The 15,513-nt window shown below is 33.6% G+C and carries 21 protein-coding genes; all 21 read left to right on the forward strand.

What is annotated here, in order from left to right; translation table 11 throughout:
* The coding region (locus BCR25_RS05315) for a polymorphic toxin type 15 domain-containing protein (RefSeq protein WP_211272489.1) at nt 1-604 on the forward strand (604 nt) is incomplete at its 5' end.
* A gap of 11 nt (nt 605-615) precedes the next feature.
* Nucleotides 616-1,158, forward strand: coding sequence for a T6SS immunity protein Tdi1 domain-containing protein (locus BCR25_RS05320; protein ID WP_069662582.1), 543 nt, complete (start codon nt 616-618; stop codon nt 1,156-1,158).
* Between the two features lie 353 nt (nt 1,159-1,511).
* Complete coding sequence (locus tag BCR25_RS05325) at nt 1,512-1,784, forward strand: SMI1/KNR4 family protein (protein ID WP_069662583.1); 273 nt, start codon at nt 1,512-1,514, stop codon at nt 1,782-1,784.
* Between the two features lie 70 nt (nt 1,785-1,854).
* Nucleotides 1,855-2,121, forward strand: coding sequence for a hypothetical protein (locus BCR25_RS05330; protein ID WP_069662584.1), 267 nt, complete (start codon nt 1,855-1,857; stop codon nt 2,119-2,121).
* An 87-nt stretch (nt 2,122-2,208) separates the two neighbouring features.
* Entirely contained in the window at nt 2,209-2,490 is a 282-nt protein-coding gene (locus BCR25_RS05335) for a DUF4176 domain-containing protein (protein ID WP_069662585.1), read from the forward strand.
* A complete protein-coding gene (locus tag BCR25_RS05340; RefSeq protein ID WP_069662586.1) occupies nt 2,477-3,097 on the forward strand; it encodes a hypothetical protein in 621 nt (206 codons plus the stop codon). The genes BCR25_RS05335 and BCR25_RS05340 overlap by 14 nt, the downstream gene beginning before the upstream one ends.
* Before the next feature lie 10 nt (nt 3,098-3,107).
* On the forward strand, nt 3,108-3,518 hold the full coding sequence (locus BCR25_RS05345) for a hypothetical protein (RefSeq protein ID WP_069662587.1): 411 nt from the start codon (nt 3,108-3,110) through the stop codon (nt 3,516-3,518).
* 82 nt (nt 3,519-3,600) lie between these two features.
* Entirely contained in the window at nt 3,601-3,843 is a 243-nt protein-coding gene (locus BCR25_RS05350) for a hypothetical protein (RefSeq protein ID WP_069662588.1), read from the forward strand.
* A gap of 29 nt (nt 3,844-3,872) precedes the next feature.
* On the forward strand, nt 3,873-4,553 hold the full coding sequence (locus tag BCR25_RS05355) for a T7SS effector LXG polymorphic toxin (RefSeq protein ID WP_069662589.1): 681 nt from the start codon (nt 3,873-3,875) through the stop codon (nt 4,551-4,553).
* A gap of 40 nt (nt 4,554-4,593) precedes the next feature.
* The gene (locus BCR25_RS20090) at nt 4,594-5,139 is read left to right on the forward strand and encodes a hypothetical protein (protein ID WP_069662590.1); all 546 of its coding nucleotides are present in this window, start codon (nt 4,594-4,596) and stop codon (nt 5,137-5,139) included.
* A complete protein-coding gene (locus BCR25_RS05365; protein WP_245792310.1) occupies nt 5,136-5,669 on the forward strand; it encodes a hypothetical protein in 534 nt (177 codons plus the stop codon). Before BCR25_RS20090 ends, BCR25_RS05365 begins: the two co-directional genes overlap by 4 nt.
* A 410-nt stretch (nt 5,670-6,079) precedes the next feature.
* Nucleotides 6,080-6,400, forward strand: coding sequence for a DUF4176 domain-containing protein (locus BCR25_RS05375; RefSeq protein WP_069662592.1), 321 nt, complete (start codon nt 6,080-6,082; stop codon nt 6,398-6,400).
* 510 nt (nt 6,401-6,910) lie between these two features.
* Entirely contained in the window at nt 6,911-7,489 is a 579-nt protein-coding gene (locus tag BCR25_RS05380; protein ID WP_069662593.1) for a hypothetical protein, read from the forward strand.
* A gap of 175 nt (nt 7,490-7,664) precedes the next feature.
* Nucleotides 7,665-7,964, forward strand: a complete 300-nt coding sequence (locus tag BCR25_RS05385; protein WP_069662594.1) for a DUF4176 domain-containing protein — start codon at nt 7,665-7,667, stop codon at nt 7,962-7,964.
* Nucleotides 7,965-8,209: 245 nt separating this feature from the next.
* Nucleotides 8,210-8,977, forward strand: a complete 768-nt coding sequence (locus BCR25_RS05390) for a hypothetical protein (protein ID WP_139124529.1) — start codon at nt 8,210-8,212, stop codon at nt 8,975-8,977.
* Complete coding sequence (locus tag BCR25_RS05395; RefSeq protein ID WP_069662596.1) at nt 8,974-9,567, forward strand: hypothetical protein; 594 nt, start codon at nt 8,974-8,976, stop codon at nt 9,565-9,567. Before BCR25_RS05390 ends, BCR25_RS05395 begins: the two co-directional genes overlap by 4 nt.
* Nucleotides 9,568-9,627: 60 nt before the next feature.
* The gene (locus BCR25_RS20645; protein ID WP_245792319.1) at nt 9,628-9,747 is read left to right on the forward strand and encodes a DUF4176 domain-containing protein; all 120 of its coding nucleotides are present in this window, start codon (nt 9,628-9,630) and stop codon (nt 9,745-9,747) included.
* Nucleotides 9,748-10,223: 476 nt separating this feature from the next.
* The gene (locus tag BCR25_RS05405; RefSeq protein ID WP_010772013.1) at nt 10,224-10,412 is read left to right on the forward strand and encodes a hypothetical protein; all 189 of its coding nucleotides are present in this window, start codon (nt 10,224-10,226) and stop codon (nt 10,410-10,412) included.
* 730 nt (nt 10,413-11,142) lie between these two features.
* Nucleotides 11,143-11,610, forward strand: a complete 468-nt coding sequence (locus tag BCR25_RS05410; RefSeq protein ID WP_069662597.1) for a CtsR family transcriptional regulator — start codon at nt 11,143-11,145, stop codon at nt 11,608-11,610.
* A gap of 4 nt (nt 11,611-11,614) precedes the next feature.
* Entirely contained in the window at nt 11,615-14,104 is a 2,490-nt protein-coding gene (locus tag BCR25_RS05415) for an ATP-dependent Clp protease ATP-binding subunit (RefSeq protein WP_069662598.1), read from the forward strand.
* Between the two features lie 482 nt (nt 14,105-14,586).
* Nucleotides 14,587-15,507 carry a peptidase U32 family protein gene (locus tag BCR25_RS05420; protein WP_069662599.1) on the forward strand — a complete coding sequence of 307 codons (921 nt, stop codon included), beginning with the start codon at nt 14,587-14,589 and terminating at the stop codon, nt 15,505-15,507.
* Nucleotides 15,508-15,513: the final 6 nt, after the last annotated feature.

Genomic DNA, 15,513 nt, shown 5'->3' on the forward strand with positions numbered 1-15,513 from the left:
TGGAAAAGGGACAATTGATGACTACATGAAGATGGCGAAATCTAACTTTAGTAAGGGCAGTGGCGCTGTTGATGATGTGGCTAAGAAAGCCAGTGGAGCTGTGGATGATATTCCTAAATTGCCAGAAATTGAAGTTAAGTTTAAAAGGAATGCTAACCATGATTCAGAAGAATTTATTCGTCAATTGAAAAAACAACAAGATGGTATGAATCAATTAACAGTTGAAGAATACTTGAAAAATCGACAACAATATTTAGATAAGGGAAGAGTACCAGAAGCTTCGGTAGCACAACAGACAGCTAGACAAGAGGCTTTAGCTGATAAAATTGCGGAATTAAGAAATCAAGGAATGTCTAGAGCAGAAGCCAAAACACAAGCAGAGGGCTGGATGAAGGATCAAGCTGCTTTACATGACCCCGACATGATTGCTGGCGGAAATCCAACAAATATACAAGGGTTAGGTGATTCTAAAATTAACTCTTCTTTAGGAAGTCAGTGGCGAACTAGAATTAGTGAAGTAGATAGACAAATTCAGGAAATAGCAAAGAATATGACTCCTGAACAATTGAAAGAAATTCGAATAAACGTTAAATTAACTGAATAGGAAGTGAAAAATTGGAAAATATAATTGAAGATTTTAAAAAGCAATCAGATGTTGAAGATAGAATTATAAAAAAATATCAAGATAAAGTTCCCAAAGAAATTATTGAATTCTGGAGGGAATATGGTTTTGGAACTTTTTTTGGTGGTTATCTAAAATCTGTTAATCCAGAAAATTTTGAAGAAACATTGAAATTAGGAAGTCAACGTTTTCATGATGGTATTGTACTATTCGCCACAGGGATGGGTGATTTAATTATCTGGTCAGATAATTATGTTAGGATTTTAAATTTTAGACATGGAATCATCGATACTATAATGTCAGGATTTACTTTTTTCTTTGATGATATATTTGATGTTGACTTTAGAGTAGAAGAGTTGAAATGGCTACCTTATCCACAAGCTACAGAATTATTAGGATTTCCTGAATATGACGAGTGTTTTGGATATGTTCCTATACTGGGGATTGGAGGGGAGGAAAAGGTTGAGAACCTTGAAAAGGTTAAGCTAATGGAATATTTACAGATTATTATTGAATTTATGGGACCAATAGCTTAAATAATCTGTTCCTGTTATAAATAATAGAATTTAGAAATAGAATTAAATAAAAAAGGCACTTTACTATCTGATTGGAGTCGGATAGTAAATCCTTGAATAGTAAGCTAGAACTCACTAATCAAGTTGCCAGTAGCTAACAAAAGCTAGCTGTATTTATTGTACAAAAATTCAAGAGACTTTTCTATTTATTTTGAATGTTTATTAATTGTACAGTAATTTCAGCTAGACAATGTGAAATTTATTGAAACGGTATTAGTGAGCAAACAACAGCTGATACCGCTTTTTCGTGTATCAAAATTGGAAGGATTTTTCAAAAATGAATTTCCGATAAAAAGAAATATTTAGGTGAGTTAGTGAATAATATTAACGGATTTGGTTCCTTATCAATGATAGATATTTTATCTTTAGAAGAAAAATTTGATATTGTATTTCCAGATGACTATAAAGAGTTTTTAGAAAATTATAACGGAGGGTTACCTAAGAAAAATTATTTAACCACTCATTTAGCCAATACAGGAGAAAAAATAGTTTTGGGTTCATTGCTTGGAATAGTTGAAAAGGAAAATTTTGATTTAGGAACTTGTTTTTTGAATATGAAGATGAACTTCCATCTTTTGGTCAATTAAAGGATTAAAATATGGAGATGACGTAGTTAAAGCAGTTGCGACAAAACTAAAAAATATTCCAGTCCCACTCATGGATGAAATCGCCCTTGCAGGTGGAGGAAGCGTTAAAGTTCTTGGAAAAGGGACAGTTGATGACTACATGAAGATGGCGAAATCTAACTTTAGTAAGGGCAGTGGACTTGCGGATGATGTGGCTAAGAAAGCTAGTGGGGCTGAAAGTAGTCTAAAATATAAACATGCAACTTTTGAAGGAAGTTCAAAAGTTGGTGGTGTTCAAAAAGGTATAAGTGGAAAAGTTTATTTATTATCAAATATTGATTCCACTATGGTTTACTAAGTAACTGAATTGACAAATTTAGAGTTTATGAAAAAAGGGAGAGCGCCTATTTAGATATAACAATAAAATGGTAGGAGGAATTTGTTTATGAAAGAATTATTACCAATTGGTTCCGTAGTAATGTTAGACGGTGCTACAAAACGGCTTATGATATGTGGAAGAATTCAAGAGGAAGTTGAATCAGGAGTTACGTATGATTATTCTGCTTGTTATTTTCCAGAGGGAATTATTAATCCAGACCAACTATTCTTATTTAATAATGATGCTATAGATATGGTGTATTTTGTCGGGTTACAAGATGTAGAAGAATTTGAATATAGAACTTACATTAATAAAAAATTGGAAGAGAAATCCAATGATAACAAATAGACTTATCCAAACTAAAGCTAATTTTGGAAAAATGTATGAACTAACAGAAGCCAATAGAATTGTAGGTACAACTAAAATACCAATTAACTTAAGAACACAGATTAATGTTTCAATAGCAAATAAAAATTTTAAATTACAATTTTCTATCATTAAAGATGCATTGAGTCGTTTCAATTATTCTAAAAACGTGAAATTACTCCCCTTTCAAATATACAATGAAAATAATGTGTTAATAGGTTCATTATGTGAAAGAAGAACAAGATGGTTGTTTGGTTATACTTTTTTTGAATTAAATTACAACGATGAAACGTATTATTTCTATGCAATAGGACTAGGTAAAAAAGGGTTAAAAATACCATTGTACGATTCTAACGATATTCAAGTGGGTCTGATTGAAAAAGACAATGTATCTTACGATAATAAGAGCACCTATACAATATATACATTAAACAGGCATTATCAAATGTTGGCATTCCTCTTTGCAGTTTATTACGATAATGCGTACTATTCTCCAAATGAAGTTGCGTACAAATCAAAAGAGGTTAATTATGAGTATACGTTAAATAAAGAATTGAAAAGCAAATACAATCCAAAATTTATAGAATGAAGGTTTTGATATGAAGAATAAGTATAAAGTTTTTATTTTAGCCTGTATAACTCTTATTATTATGGTGGGGTGTTCAGGATCAAAAGAGATTCAGAAAAACTGGAAAGCTGAAGATGCGGCAGGTAGTGCGTATTCATTAGAAATTAAGGATAAGGAAATTACTATATCAAATAACAAGGATACTGACAAATTGGACTACAAACAAAATGCCGTAGGGACTTCAAATGGAGTTAAATATTATGGGTTAATGATTGATAATGAGAAATATTCTATAATATTTCCAGAAAAGGGGAATACCGAACTAGCATTATTTTTGAAGATAGATAGTGATGACTATCTAAATGGCACTTTAGTTTATGCTATGAACATCAAAGAACAACCAAGTTACAAAGATTATGCAAAAAAATATTTAATAAAGTAAATGAGAATTTTTTTCTTAATCACCTGAAGAAATAAGTTAAAAAGAGAGGCGCAGTAGTGTTTCTCTTTTTTAGATAGTTAAAGTGATAGACCTCTTATTGTGGCCTTACGGTGAAATTCCAGGGAATGAACCTATTTTGATTTCTAATATGATGATCAAACGAGTGATTGCGGAAAGTCTGACAAATGAACATGAAGAAGCGTTTGCTTTCGATGGTTTACGTGCGACTCAGGTAACAAAACAACAAGTTTCAACAGCGTACATGAAACCTGAAGATACAATTGCTTATTTTGAAGTGTTGTCTGAGCTTTCAGAACAAAAGTAATAGGATAAACGCATGGAAAGGAGTGTATTATGGGATTTTATGTTGATACAGCAGAAATGAAGAAAGCAGTAGAAGAGTATCAAAAGCTTTCTAAGACAGCGCAAAGTCAATTAAATACTGCAAAAAACGCAATGAATGGTATAATTAACAGTAACGCCATGTCTGGTAAAGTAAGACAAGCTATATCAGCGGATATCAATAATAACCAGAATGCCGTACTTGTTGGGTTGAAAAGTAGTTATCTAGCTGTTGAAATGGAGTTACACCAAGCATATCAGGATTTTAAAGGGACAACAGGCGAATCATCCGATTCAGCGGTCCTTAGCGAAGAAGTTCTAATCAAAGCAAAATCAGATATTGACAAGATGAAACAAACCTATCAAGAACAAGTGAAAAGTTTCCAGTCAGTGTATAGCAGTATTTCTGATTTAATTTCATTATCCGCCTCAAAAAGTGACTTTAATCAAGTAGCGGATGCGACGAAGAAGTATGCGGATGAAATCATAAAAAAAGTCAATCAGTTCGACAGTAAGCAAGGCAATTCGGCTAATGAAGACATGATTCAGTCTTTAAACATACAAATTAAATCAGCACAGAAAGTCGGAGGATTAAGCTATACCGATCCTCGTTTCTTGGCTTTTGCGAATAGTACTGCCTTAGCAGACAATGTTCAAGCGTTTCAAAAAAATGTGACCGAAGCAGATAAATGATATTAACAGAGGGGTTACTTTTACAGCATTAGGGAGTGTATTGCAGACATCAGGTACTACAATAGCTGGAGAACATTTGGAGAAAGGTGTTCAAAAAGTTGGGTCTATGTATGGAGAAAAGGTATCAAATTCTATTTGGGCCAATAGATACTCAATAACGATGCCGGACGGACGAATTATGGGGCAGACCTCTGGGGCAACATTAGCTGCTCGAGAAGCGGCAGAAAGTACAGCTAACAGTATTGCCAAACATGCGGGAAAAGGTTTAACTGAAGTGGCTGGCACATTCGTTGGTGTAGGGATAGATATGTGGCAAGGAGATACTGCAGAAGAATCTTTGGGTAAAGAAATTACAACTGGGATTGTGACAGGAATTGGTGTAGCTATTCTAGGAGCAACTCCGATTGGTGCGGGTATTGGAGTGACGATTGGTGTGGGTGTAATTGTAGGTATGGGTAATGATTGGCTACGGGACAATTTTGATGGAGTAAAGGAATTTGAAGATAATGTTGGGAGCGCTATTGTATCAGGATGGAATACTGTATCAAATGGCGTAAGCGACTTCTTTGGAGGTGTATTTTCTTGATAAAGAGTATTGAGGGTAAATTATATAACCTGACATTTGAAACTAACAAAATTATTCGTGGGTTTTGGTTGTTAATAGACGATGAAGGGGAAGAATTCATTATACAACAAAATTTTTTCTTATTTGGTTTTAAGCAGTTTAAGTTTAATAGAAAAGTTTATCAAGCTACAGATTCACTTAAGAAATACTCGATATCTGGAAAAGAATTAATAATAAAAACAAAAGAAAAATCTGATAAAAGTTATCTAGGTTTGGCTTTAGTAATTCCTTTAATGGCTATTTTTCGAAATGTAATACCATTAGATTTATTGTGGGGTGCAAGTAACTTGCCCATTAGTTATTTAACTGGAATACTGAATCTTATTTTATTTTGGTTGGTATCATTTTCTTTACTCAAAATAACTTTCTCTTTGAGAAAATCCAAATTCCAAAAAAAATTAAAGAAACTTAATATTGAGCTACATGAAGTTGGACAAGGGTACAGTAAAAATCCATTACAAACTACCCAAGAATTTTTGAAGTGGTGGTGAGCGTAGTGAAGATGATCTCAGGAGTTAAATCCATCATAACATTTATAGGATTAAGTATATTCTTAGTGATTTTCACGGTAATTATACCATTTATCGTGCAAGAGAGATTAATGATTTTGTTGACTTTTATTTTTTTAATTTTAACTATATTCAACGGGAAAATTAACTCAAATCAAAAAATTAAGTACAATATAACCCTTAGGAAAGATGAATAATAGTCATTATGATGTTACTATTCGTTTTATTGGTACTTTTTCAGGAGTGTATCGAAAAAGAAAATTTATGATAAACATAAAGAAAATTAAAAATAGGAAATTGAATCTGATTGGTGTTGATATGAAAGAAATAAAGAATGGAAATCTCTATTCAAAAAATAATTGAATATACAGTAATAAGACAGAAGAAATGTTATGGACAAGACAAGTTTATTACCAATAGGAAGTGTAGTTTATTTAAATGAGGGCATTATACCTTTAATGATTGTTGCAAGACAACCAATAATTCGCATTGATAATGAAGAATGCTATCTAGATTATGCTGCTATAAATCAAATGACTGGTTTAATAAACGTACAGGAATTTGCGTACTTTAATAATGAAGATATTAGAGATGTTGTATATACAGGGTATGTAGGAGAAAATGAAGAAAGAACCTTAGCTGCTTTAAAAGAATGGGTAATGAAGAATAAAAATGTCTCTAAAGGAAAGGTTTCTGATGTTATTGCTAACTGATTTATTTATCAATTATTGTTCATTTTTAATCTCTGTAACAGAACCATAGTTGAAAGTATGATTGTATATCTATTTATGTATATTTAGGTACAAAAATATTACATTCAAATTACAAGGTCATAGAAATAGTCAGGAAATTGATTTTGCAGATAATTATGAAAAGAACATAGAAACAATTACTTATCCAAAACTAGTTGTTGAAGATTAAAATAAGTTTTAATGAAAGGCGCATATTGGGGAATAGTCCAATATACGCCCTTGTTGTAGTGTGTATTGTGTTCTCTTTATTTGAATATTTCCGTTTTACCAATAAATGGTACCGCGCCTACTGCTTCCTCTATGGGAGCTGTCTATGCTTGAGCAGTGGAGCAGCAGGTTTTGTTGTTGGAAATGTATTAAACTCAGTTTGGGATGAATTAGCTCATTCTAAAGATAATAAGTTTTTCAGTTGGGGTACACTTTTTGGTAATTAACTATAACCGTTAATATTTAAGATTGGAGTCTTTTTCTATGAGAAGATATATTTGGTTGGGAGATAGTAAATATGGTGGAAGCGTATATTGGGATAAAAAAAGAGATGTCGCAGTTAGAGACGGAAGTATAAAAGTATCTGCAAAGAAAAGCAAATCAAATAGCTATCTAATTGGTGGAATATTTGTTTGTCTTATTATATTTAGAGTGATTACTTCAATTTTTAAAATGAAATTTATTAGTAATGAGATTAATAGTATTAGTATAATAGTGTTTACTATCTTTTTTGCAACTACATTAACGTTATTCATCAATCATATGATGTATGGAAACAGCCAAAGTTATACTGATACTAGCATTGAAGATGCGATGCATGCAATTAGAAGTACTGGATATTTGAAGAATCCATTGATTTTTATGCTCTTAGACAAAAGGCTTCATTACATGGTGTTAGTTTTAGTTATATTGTTTATTTTTTGGGGACTATCTCAAGTGATTCCTGATCTTAATAGCTTACAAGAATTTATTCGTATACCAACTATGATTTTATTTATCAGTATACCCGTTTATATGGTCTACCTTGTAAATTTTAAGAAAGACAATAGGTTGAAATTATGATTATAATAAAAGAACTTTTTCTTTCCCTAATTTTAGGAGTAGCAATCGCAGGATTATTAACTGTAATTTTAGTGAATAATCCAAAAATATGGTATAAAACAGCTAAAAAAATCAAAAGAAAACAGAAAGACAAATAAAAATGAAGTCTTAAATTATCGAGTGAGGAGAAATTAGTATGAATAATAAGATTTTACCATTAGGTACAATAGTGAAACTAAAAGATGGAGACAACTCTGAACTAATGATAATAGCAAGAGGAAGTCTTATCGAAGATAAAGGAAAAGAAGTCTATTTTGATTATGGTGCTGTATTGATTCCACAAGGAATGCTAGCTCCAGAGGCCGTTTATTTTTTCAACAAGGAGAATGTTGAAACAGTAGTTTTCGAAGGGTTCAGAAATGAAAAAGAAGAAGAATTTGAAGAGCAATATGATAACATGATTCAAAATTCAAGTTATCATAAAGGGTCTATATAATTCAATAGCTAACAAAATTTAATTAATAAGAGAGTTTTTTTGTTTGTCGTAGTATTATAAATAATATATTAAGTATTTTGAAATATATATAATAAAAATTATATTACAACAAAAAGCAGCGTAAGTACCGTTAAAGTCTCTACTCCATATAATAAACTGGCAAGCAAAGAAATGCTTTAGGAGCACGCTAAAAGAGAAAGTAAATCGTAGTAGTCACTAGTCACGTTCTGGTGATTGCTATTTATTTGAAGAAGGTATATGAAAAGCAACGAAAAACGAAAGAAAAAGATCTGAACTCGATGACGCCATCAGAAATGATTGCGAAGTATGGGGTGGATGATCCAGATGTGAAGAAACGGATAAATGATATTAATAGAGGGGTTAGCTACACGGCTTTAGATAATTCAGTTAAAGGATTGGATTACGGTCACGCATTAAGTGAGGGCGTTTTTCAAGGACTTAAAATGACTGGTAAAAACATGAGAGTTGATGCCTTACAAATGGGAAGCAGAAGTATATCTCCTAATGAATTATCGCGAATAGGCAAACGAGCACGGGTCTTAGAAAGTGCGGGAGATGACCTAATAACTGTCTCTAATACTGTTACTGGTAGCAAAATTTGGAAAGGTTTAGGAATTTCTGGAACAGTAGCAGGGGCAGCGTTTGACTATAATGATCAAATGACAAAATATAATGATGAGGGAAGGGCAATAAAAAATACAATAGCTCATTCGGCAATCGGAGCAGGAGGAGCTGCCGTTGGTGGGCAAATTGGTGCTGTGTTAGGGACTGCAATTCCTATACCTGTAGTAGGAACTATAATTGGAGCCGGTGCTGGTATGTTGATTGGCTCACTTGGATCTAAAGCGTATGATTGGGTAGAATCTGGAGCTGCTAAAAAAAGTTTTGATAAAAAGGCGGAAAAAATATCAGAGACAATCAATAATGTCAAAGAAAATGCAAGTAAATGGTTTTCTAATGTTGGAAAATCATTAGGAGGAGCTTTTAATTGAAAAATAAAACAGTACCGTTATTAAAGATTGATTCTGATAAAACTGTCTACTTTGACTTATCTACACGTGAACTATTCATTCAAGAATTCGTAGGTCCATACACTGAAAAAGCAGGGAAAAGTTATTCCAAATCAAATACCTGGATAATAAGTATGCTAGGAGGAGTATTGATAATTCCGCTAATGGCTAAACAATTTAATCTAATCCCTTTTCTTCCAGCTTATTTAATAGTTCTTTGTCTTTTTGGAGTGGGATGGGTTTTAGGAAAAATTTTAGCTAATTTGTTGGTAGAGAAGTCTAAAGGAAAACGGATAAAAAAAACTTTTAAAAAAGAAGAAGTAACTAAGGTAGTTAAAAACTCAAAAAATTTGAAACTATTGGCTTGGGTAGAGATGATATTTTTAATTGGATACTGTATGTTTTTTTTGTACTCATTTCTTATTGAGAAAATTTCAACACAAGATTCAATAGAATTGCTTATATTAGGGTTTATAACTAGTCTTATGCATCATTCAGTTTATCCAATTGCACAACAAAAAGCATTTAGAATTTTAAAAAAGCAAATGAAAGCAGGTATGTATGATGAGTGAGAACAAGATATATTGCCAATTGCTTCTATCGTAAGCTTAAAAAAAGAAGATATTCTTTTAATGATTGTTGGTAGAGCTCAACTCTTCAATCAAAATAGTAAAATAGGATACTTTGATTATTCAGCAACATTATACCCACAAGGAATAGATGGAAGCCAAGAATTTGTTTTCTTAATATAGAAGATAGTGATGAAGTAATATTTGAAGGTTATAGAAACAGTCAGGAAATTGATTTTGCAGATAATTATGAAAAGAACATAGAAATAATTACTTATCCAAAACTAGTTGTTGAAGATTAAAATAAGTTTTAAAGCCTCTTTGTCAACTAATGGAGGTAAAGAAAAAGTTTAATTAAGTGGAATTTTATTAAATAAACAGAATAGAGAACCACGTTTAAAGCAGATATAAAAGTAAAAATGGCGAAATTGTTTTATAACAAAAGAACAAATTCAATTAGAAAAAAATAGCTGATGGGGTTGTTCTTTTTTACTTGTCGTTATATGCTATATAAGTAAGAATTATCGATTCTTTGGTTAATGATATCAAACAGAAAATATGTAGTATAAGAACAATCGATTAGGGAGCAATTTATGCAACTCAAAAAGCAAGTATTCTAAAATTAAAAAAAGGGAATCACTAAAAGGAGAGAATAGCAAATGAATGAAAAAAAAGTTCAACGTAAATGGGCATTAGTAGTGGCAGTATTATTAACATTGGCTGCAATCAACCAATTAATAAAAGGAATGGATCTATCTGATTCTTATGGTGCAGGAAGCCTTGTAAGCTTAATAGTATTTCCAGCACTATTTTACTATCTAGCTTTTAAAAAGAAAAAGGAAAAATAATAAAGTTGATAAACTAAAAGAATGATCCAATCAGAAAAATAGGGCTCTTTGCCAACTAATACTGGCGAAGAAAACCCAAAGAATTAAAGCATTTCACTTGATTCCTAGAGGAAATTTCCTCTAGTTTTTTCTGTTTGCTTGAAAAAGAATCGTGCTAAAACATAAAGAAATTTTAAAATTGAAATTGTAAAAATTATAAAAGTCATAAGCAGTTCTTCTCAACACTTTAATATAGTTATTTAAACAGTCCAATGGTCTATATATTAGAATATGGTAATTCTAGTGCATTTTTAAGTTCGTTTCGACTCTTTTTTTAGTAGAAGTGGTTGTGATGAAGAAAGGCGTTTCTTTTCTGGATATGGTATTTTAAAAAGATCCGACTAATGAGTTGTATAATATGAAAGCGATCGAGAATAATCCGCACGCTTGGAAATAGTTTTTGACGAGAGAAAATAGAGCATATATATCATAAACATGTTGAATGGTTTTAGTCGACTTAATTCTAAAGGATATCGAGGTGTCTTTTCTATTATTTGGTATTAAAAAAGATGCTGGTGATTTCTCGCCAACATCAGAAAGTATAGAGCCTGAATACTCTGTTCTTTTTTAATTTTCCTTCTATTATCGAACTATTGAGCATTTCTTTATAAATTAGGCATTCTCCTTTATTAAACAGTTGAAATTAGGTATAATGAAGGTCAGTATTAGTCAAGGGAAAAGGATGAGTGCTATGAGTAATCAAAATACTTCAGATTTAATTGAAGCTTATTTAAAGAAAATTCTTGAAGAAAGCAGTAAGATTGAAATTCGCAGAGCGGAGATGGCCCATTTATTCAATTGTGTTCCTTCCCAGATTAATTATGTAATCAACACTCGTTTTACGATTCAACGTGGATATTCCGTTGAAAGTAAGCGTGGCGGTGGGGGCTATATCAGAATTGCTAAGGTACAAATTTCCGATAGTGACCAGCTGCTAAAACAAATGGCTCAATTTACTGGGAACGAACTTTCAGAAAAAGATGCGCTGATTTTTATACAAAAGCTATATGAAGAAAAAGTTATTACGAAAAGAGAAGGAAATCTGATGTTGTCTGTACTTGGAAAACAGGTTTTAGGCAAAGCAGGACCAGATGAAGATTATTTACGTGCTCAATTGATGCATTCGTTTTTAGAACGTTTGAGTTACGAGGAGGAATGATAGTATGGATGAATTATTTACAGAAAGTGCCAAGGCAGTTTTAGCCATTGCACAAGAAGAAGCAAAATATTTTAGGCATCAGTCTGTAGGCTCAGAGCATTTGCTTTTAGCATTAGTCTTGGAACCAAACGGAATTGCTGGGAAGTCGTTGCGACAGCTGAATGCAAATAAAACAGATATTCGTGAAGAAATCGAACAATTAACGGGATATGGAACAGTTAAATCATATCCTAAAGGAACGTATTTACCATATTCTCCTCGTGCAAAACAGGTTTTTGCGTATGCTGGAGATGAAGCGAAACGCTTAGGAGCACCTAATATAGGTACAGAACATATTTTATTAGGTTTACTTAGAGATGAAGATATCTTAGCCTCTCGTATTTTATTGAACTTAGGGTTAAGTTTATCCAAAATGCGTCAGCTATTAATGAAAAAAATAGGGATTACAGATCCGCAAATGAGTGGAAATGTTGGACGTCGCCGAAATAATCAAGCGCAAAAAGCTGCCCCTAAAGGAACACCGACTTTGGATTCTTTAGCGCGTGATCTGACTAAATTAGCACGTGAAAATGACTTAGATCCTGTCGTTGGTCGTTCTCAAGAGGTAAGACGGTTGATTCAAATCCTTAGTCGTCGTACAAAAAACAATCCAGTTTTAGTCGGGGAGCCAGGTGTCGGTAAAACGGCAATCGCTGAAGGATTAGCTCAAAAGATCGTTAATGGTGAAGTACCTGAAGATATGCAGCAAAAACGTTTGATGATGCTTGACATGGGCGCACTAGTTGCAGGTACAAAATATCGTGGCGAGTTTGAAGATCGTCTGAAAAAAGTGATCGATGAAATTTACCAAGACGGTGAAGTGATTCTATTTATTGATGAGTTACATACATTGATTGGTGCAGGTGGAGCAGAAGGTGCTATCGATGCTTCTAATATTTTAAAACCAGCGCTTGCTAGAGGTGAGTTGCAAACAATCGGTGCGACTACATTGGATGAGTATCAAAAATATATTGAAAAAGATTCTGCTTTAGAAAGACGTTTTGCTCGTGTTCAAGTGGATGAACCGACACCAGAAGAGGCAGAAGAGATTTTGAAAGGGTTACGTTCTCGATATGAGGAGCACCATGGTGTTGAGATTACGGATGATGCGTTGCATGCTGCAGTTCAGTTATCTGTCCGTTATATCAATTCTCGTCAATTACCAGACAAGGCGATTGATTTGATGGATGAATCGGCAGCTAAAGTACGTTTAGATTTAGCTGATGAGCCTTCTGAGATCAATGATCTACGTTTGGAGTTGGCTCGTTTGGTTCAAGAAAAAGAAGAAGCGATCCAATCACAATCTTTTGAGAGCGCAGCAAGATTACGTCAAAAAGAGAAAAAATTAGCTAGAAAACTAGAAAACATTTTATTATTAGAGCAAAAAGAAGCTTCTGGCTATGCAAATCGAGTGACAGAACAAGATGTCGCCAATGTTGTTTCACAATGGACAGGAGTTCCGTTGCAGCAATTAGAGAAAAAAGAAAGTGAACGTCTACTTGAATTAGAAAATATTTTGCATCATAGAGTAGTCGGTCAAAACGAAGCAGTACAAGCTGTTTCTCGTGCCATTCGAAGAGCCCGCAGCGGCTTAAAAGACCCTAACAGACCAATTGGATCGTTCATGTTCTTAGGACCAACAGGAGTAGGGAAAACAGAGTTAGCAAAAGCATTGGCTGAAACGATGTTTGGCAGTGAAGATGCCCTTGTCCGAGTAGATATGTCTGAATTTATGGAAAAATACAGTACAAGTCGCTTGATTGGTTCGCCTCCAGGTTATGTTGGCTATGAAGAAGGTGGTCAATTAACTGAAAAGATTCGTCAAAAACCATACTCAGTAATTTTACTTGATGAAGTAGAAAAAGCACATCCAGATGTATTCAATATTTTGTTACAAGTATTAGATGATGGGCATTTAACCGATTCTAAAGGTCGGAAAGTGGACTTTAGAAATACAATCTTAATCATGACTTCCAATATCGGTGCGACAGCTATTCGTGAAGAAAAAAATGTTGGCTTTAATGTAACAGACCTATCAAAAGACTATAATGCGATGCAAAAACGAATTATGGAAGAATTGAAAAAGGCGTTCCGTCCAGAGTTCTTGAATCGTGTAGATGAAACAGTTGTTTTCCGTTCGTTAGATCAAGCCGAGATTCATGAGATCGTCAAAATCATGAGTAAGTCGATCGTTCAACGCTTGAAAGAACAAGATGTGAATGTGAAAATCACGCCAGCAGCTATTGAAGTGATTGGTAAGGTCGGTTTTGATCCTGAATATGGTGCTCGCCCAATTCGCCGCGCGTTACAAAAAGAAGTAGAAGACCGCTTGAGCGAAGCGTTACTTTCTGGTCAGATTCATTTAGGCGATAAAGTAACTATCGGTGCAAGTAAAGGCAAGATCACACTGAATGTGAAAGCATCTAAGCCAGAGCAGGTATTACAAGAAGTATAAAGATAAATGTCAAGATACCGAGACGTTGTTTCAAGACACGTTTCGGTATTTTTACTTTGGGCTGAGTACTATTTATTTTGTGAAAAATCAGCGTTAAAATGAAGAGAGGCTATTGGAAAGTTTGTGAACCTGTGCTACTATAAAACAGTTGTTAGAAGAATATATAACAATACATAAAAGGATTTAATAGGTGATTTTAGGAGAATAAGAACTGTTCAGCTTTTAGATTGTCCAGCTTCATGGGCTAGCCCTTTAGAAAAAAGATAAAAATGGTATGCGGCCAAAAGCGCCACCTTCCATTTTTCCTATTTTTCAGTCAGGGCTAAATGAGCCCATTCAGCTTTTAAATTATCCAGCTTCATGAACCAGCCTCTCGGAAAAAAGATAAAATTAGTCTGTGACAAAAAACGTCACATAAAAATTTTCCTATTTTTCATTCGATGCTAACCGGGTTCATTCAGCTTTTATAAGGAGGAAACAATATGATTGAACTTATTGCGACGGCTGAGTCTGTAGCGCAGGCGGAGGCTTTATTGGCAGTAGGCGTGGATACTTTATATATAGGAGAAGAAGCGTTTGGCTTACGTTTGCCGACCTCTTTTTCACGGGATGAGCAGCGATCGATTACTGAAATGGCTCATAAAATGGGAAGAAAAGTAACGGTTGCACTTAATGGGATCATGCATCCTGAAAAAATGAAAAAAGTTCCTGAGTATCTAGCATTTTTAAAAGAAATTGCAGTGGACCAATTAACGGTTGGAGATCCTGGTGTTGTTTTTGTTATGCAGCGGGATGGGATTGATATTCCTTATATCTATGATGGGGAAACATTAGTGACAAGTTCTCGTCAAATTAATTTTTGGGCGAAACGAGGTTCAGTCGGTGCAGTGTTAGCGAGAGAGGTTCCTTTTGAAGAGATGAAGGCAATGAAAGATAATTTGATGGTACCTGCAGAAGTTCTAGTTTATGGTGCAACGTGTATCCATCAATCTAAGCGGCCTTTGTTGCAGAATTACTATAATTTTACTAAAAATAATGAATCTGCCTCCAAAGAACGCGGCTTGTTTATATCTGAGCCTAAAAAAGAAGAAACACATTATTCAATTTATGAAGATAGCCATGGTACTCATATTTTTGCTGACAATGATGTTAATCTGGTGGGAGAGCTAGATAAGTTATATGAAAATGACTATATAAAATGGAAGCTGGATGGTATCTATGCGCCAGGAGAAAATTTTGTAAAAACAGCAGAAATATTCGTAGATGCAAAAGAGAAAATTAAAGCAGGTAATTGGTCCAATGACCACGCTCAAAAAGCGATTGAGCAAATTGAACAACTGCATCCTGAAAATCGTGGTTTAGATATCGGATTTTTTGATTTAGATCCAGATGAGATAAAATAAGGAGAA

It is taken from the genome of Enterococcus termitis (genome assembly GCF_001730305.1).
GTDB classification, from domain to species: Bacteria; Bacillota; Bacilli; order Lactobacillales; family Enterococcaceae; genus Enterococcus_L; species Enterococcus_L termitis.

Coding starts and splice junctions, on each gene's coding strand:
- BCR25_RS05375 (WP_069662592.1), top strand. CDS start 6,080: ATGGACAAGACAAGTTTATTACCAATAGGAAGTGTAGTTTATTTAAAT.
- BCR25_RS05335 (WP_069662585.1), top strand. CDS start 2,209: ATGAAAGAATTATTACCAATTGGTTCCGTAGTAATGTTAGACGGTGCT.
- BCR25_RS05410 (WP_069662597.1), top strand. CDS start 11,143: ATGAGTAATCAAAATACTTCAGATTTAATTGAAGCTTATTTAAAGAAA.
- BCR25_RS05380 (WP_069662593.1), top strand. CDS start 6,911: ATGAGAAGATATATTTGGTTGGGAGATAGTAAATATGGTGGAAGCGTA.
- BCR25_RS05420 (WP_069662599.1), top strand. CDS start 14,587: ATGATTGAACTTATTGCGACGGCTGAGTCTGTAGCGCAGGCGGAGGCT.
- BCR25_RS05345 (WP_069662587.1), top strand. CDS start 3,108: ATGAAGAATAAGTATAAAGTTTTTATTTTAGCCTGTATAACTCTTATT.
- BCR25_RS20645 (WP_245792319.1), top strand. CDS start 9,628: ATGATTGTTGGTAGAGCTCAACTCTTCAATCAAAATAGTAAAATAGGA.
- BCR25_RS05330 (WP_069662584.1), top strand. CDS start 1,855: ATGGATGAAATCGCCCTTGCAGGTGGAGGAAGCGTTAAAGTTCTTGGA.
- BCR25_RS05355 (WP_069662589.1), top strand. CDS start 3,873: ATGGGATTTTATGTTGATACAGCAGAAATGAAGAAAGCAGTAGAAGAG.
- BCR25_RS05340 (WP_069662586.1), top strand. CDS start 2,477: ATGATAACAAATAGACTTATCCAAACTAAAGCTAATTTTGGAAAAATG.
- BCR25_RS05405 (WP_010772013.1), top strand. CDS start 10,224: ATGAATGAAAAAAAAGTTCAACGTAAATGGGCATTAGTAGTGGCAGTA.
- BCR25_RS05415 (WP_069662598.1), top strand. CDS start 11,615: ATGGATGAATTATTTACAGAAAGTGCCAAGGCAGTTTTAGCCATTGCA.
- BCR25_RS05385 (WP_069662594.1), top strand. CDS start 7,665: ATGAATAATAAGATTTTACCATTAGGTACAATAGTGAAACTAAAAGAT.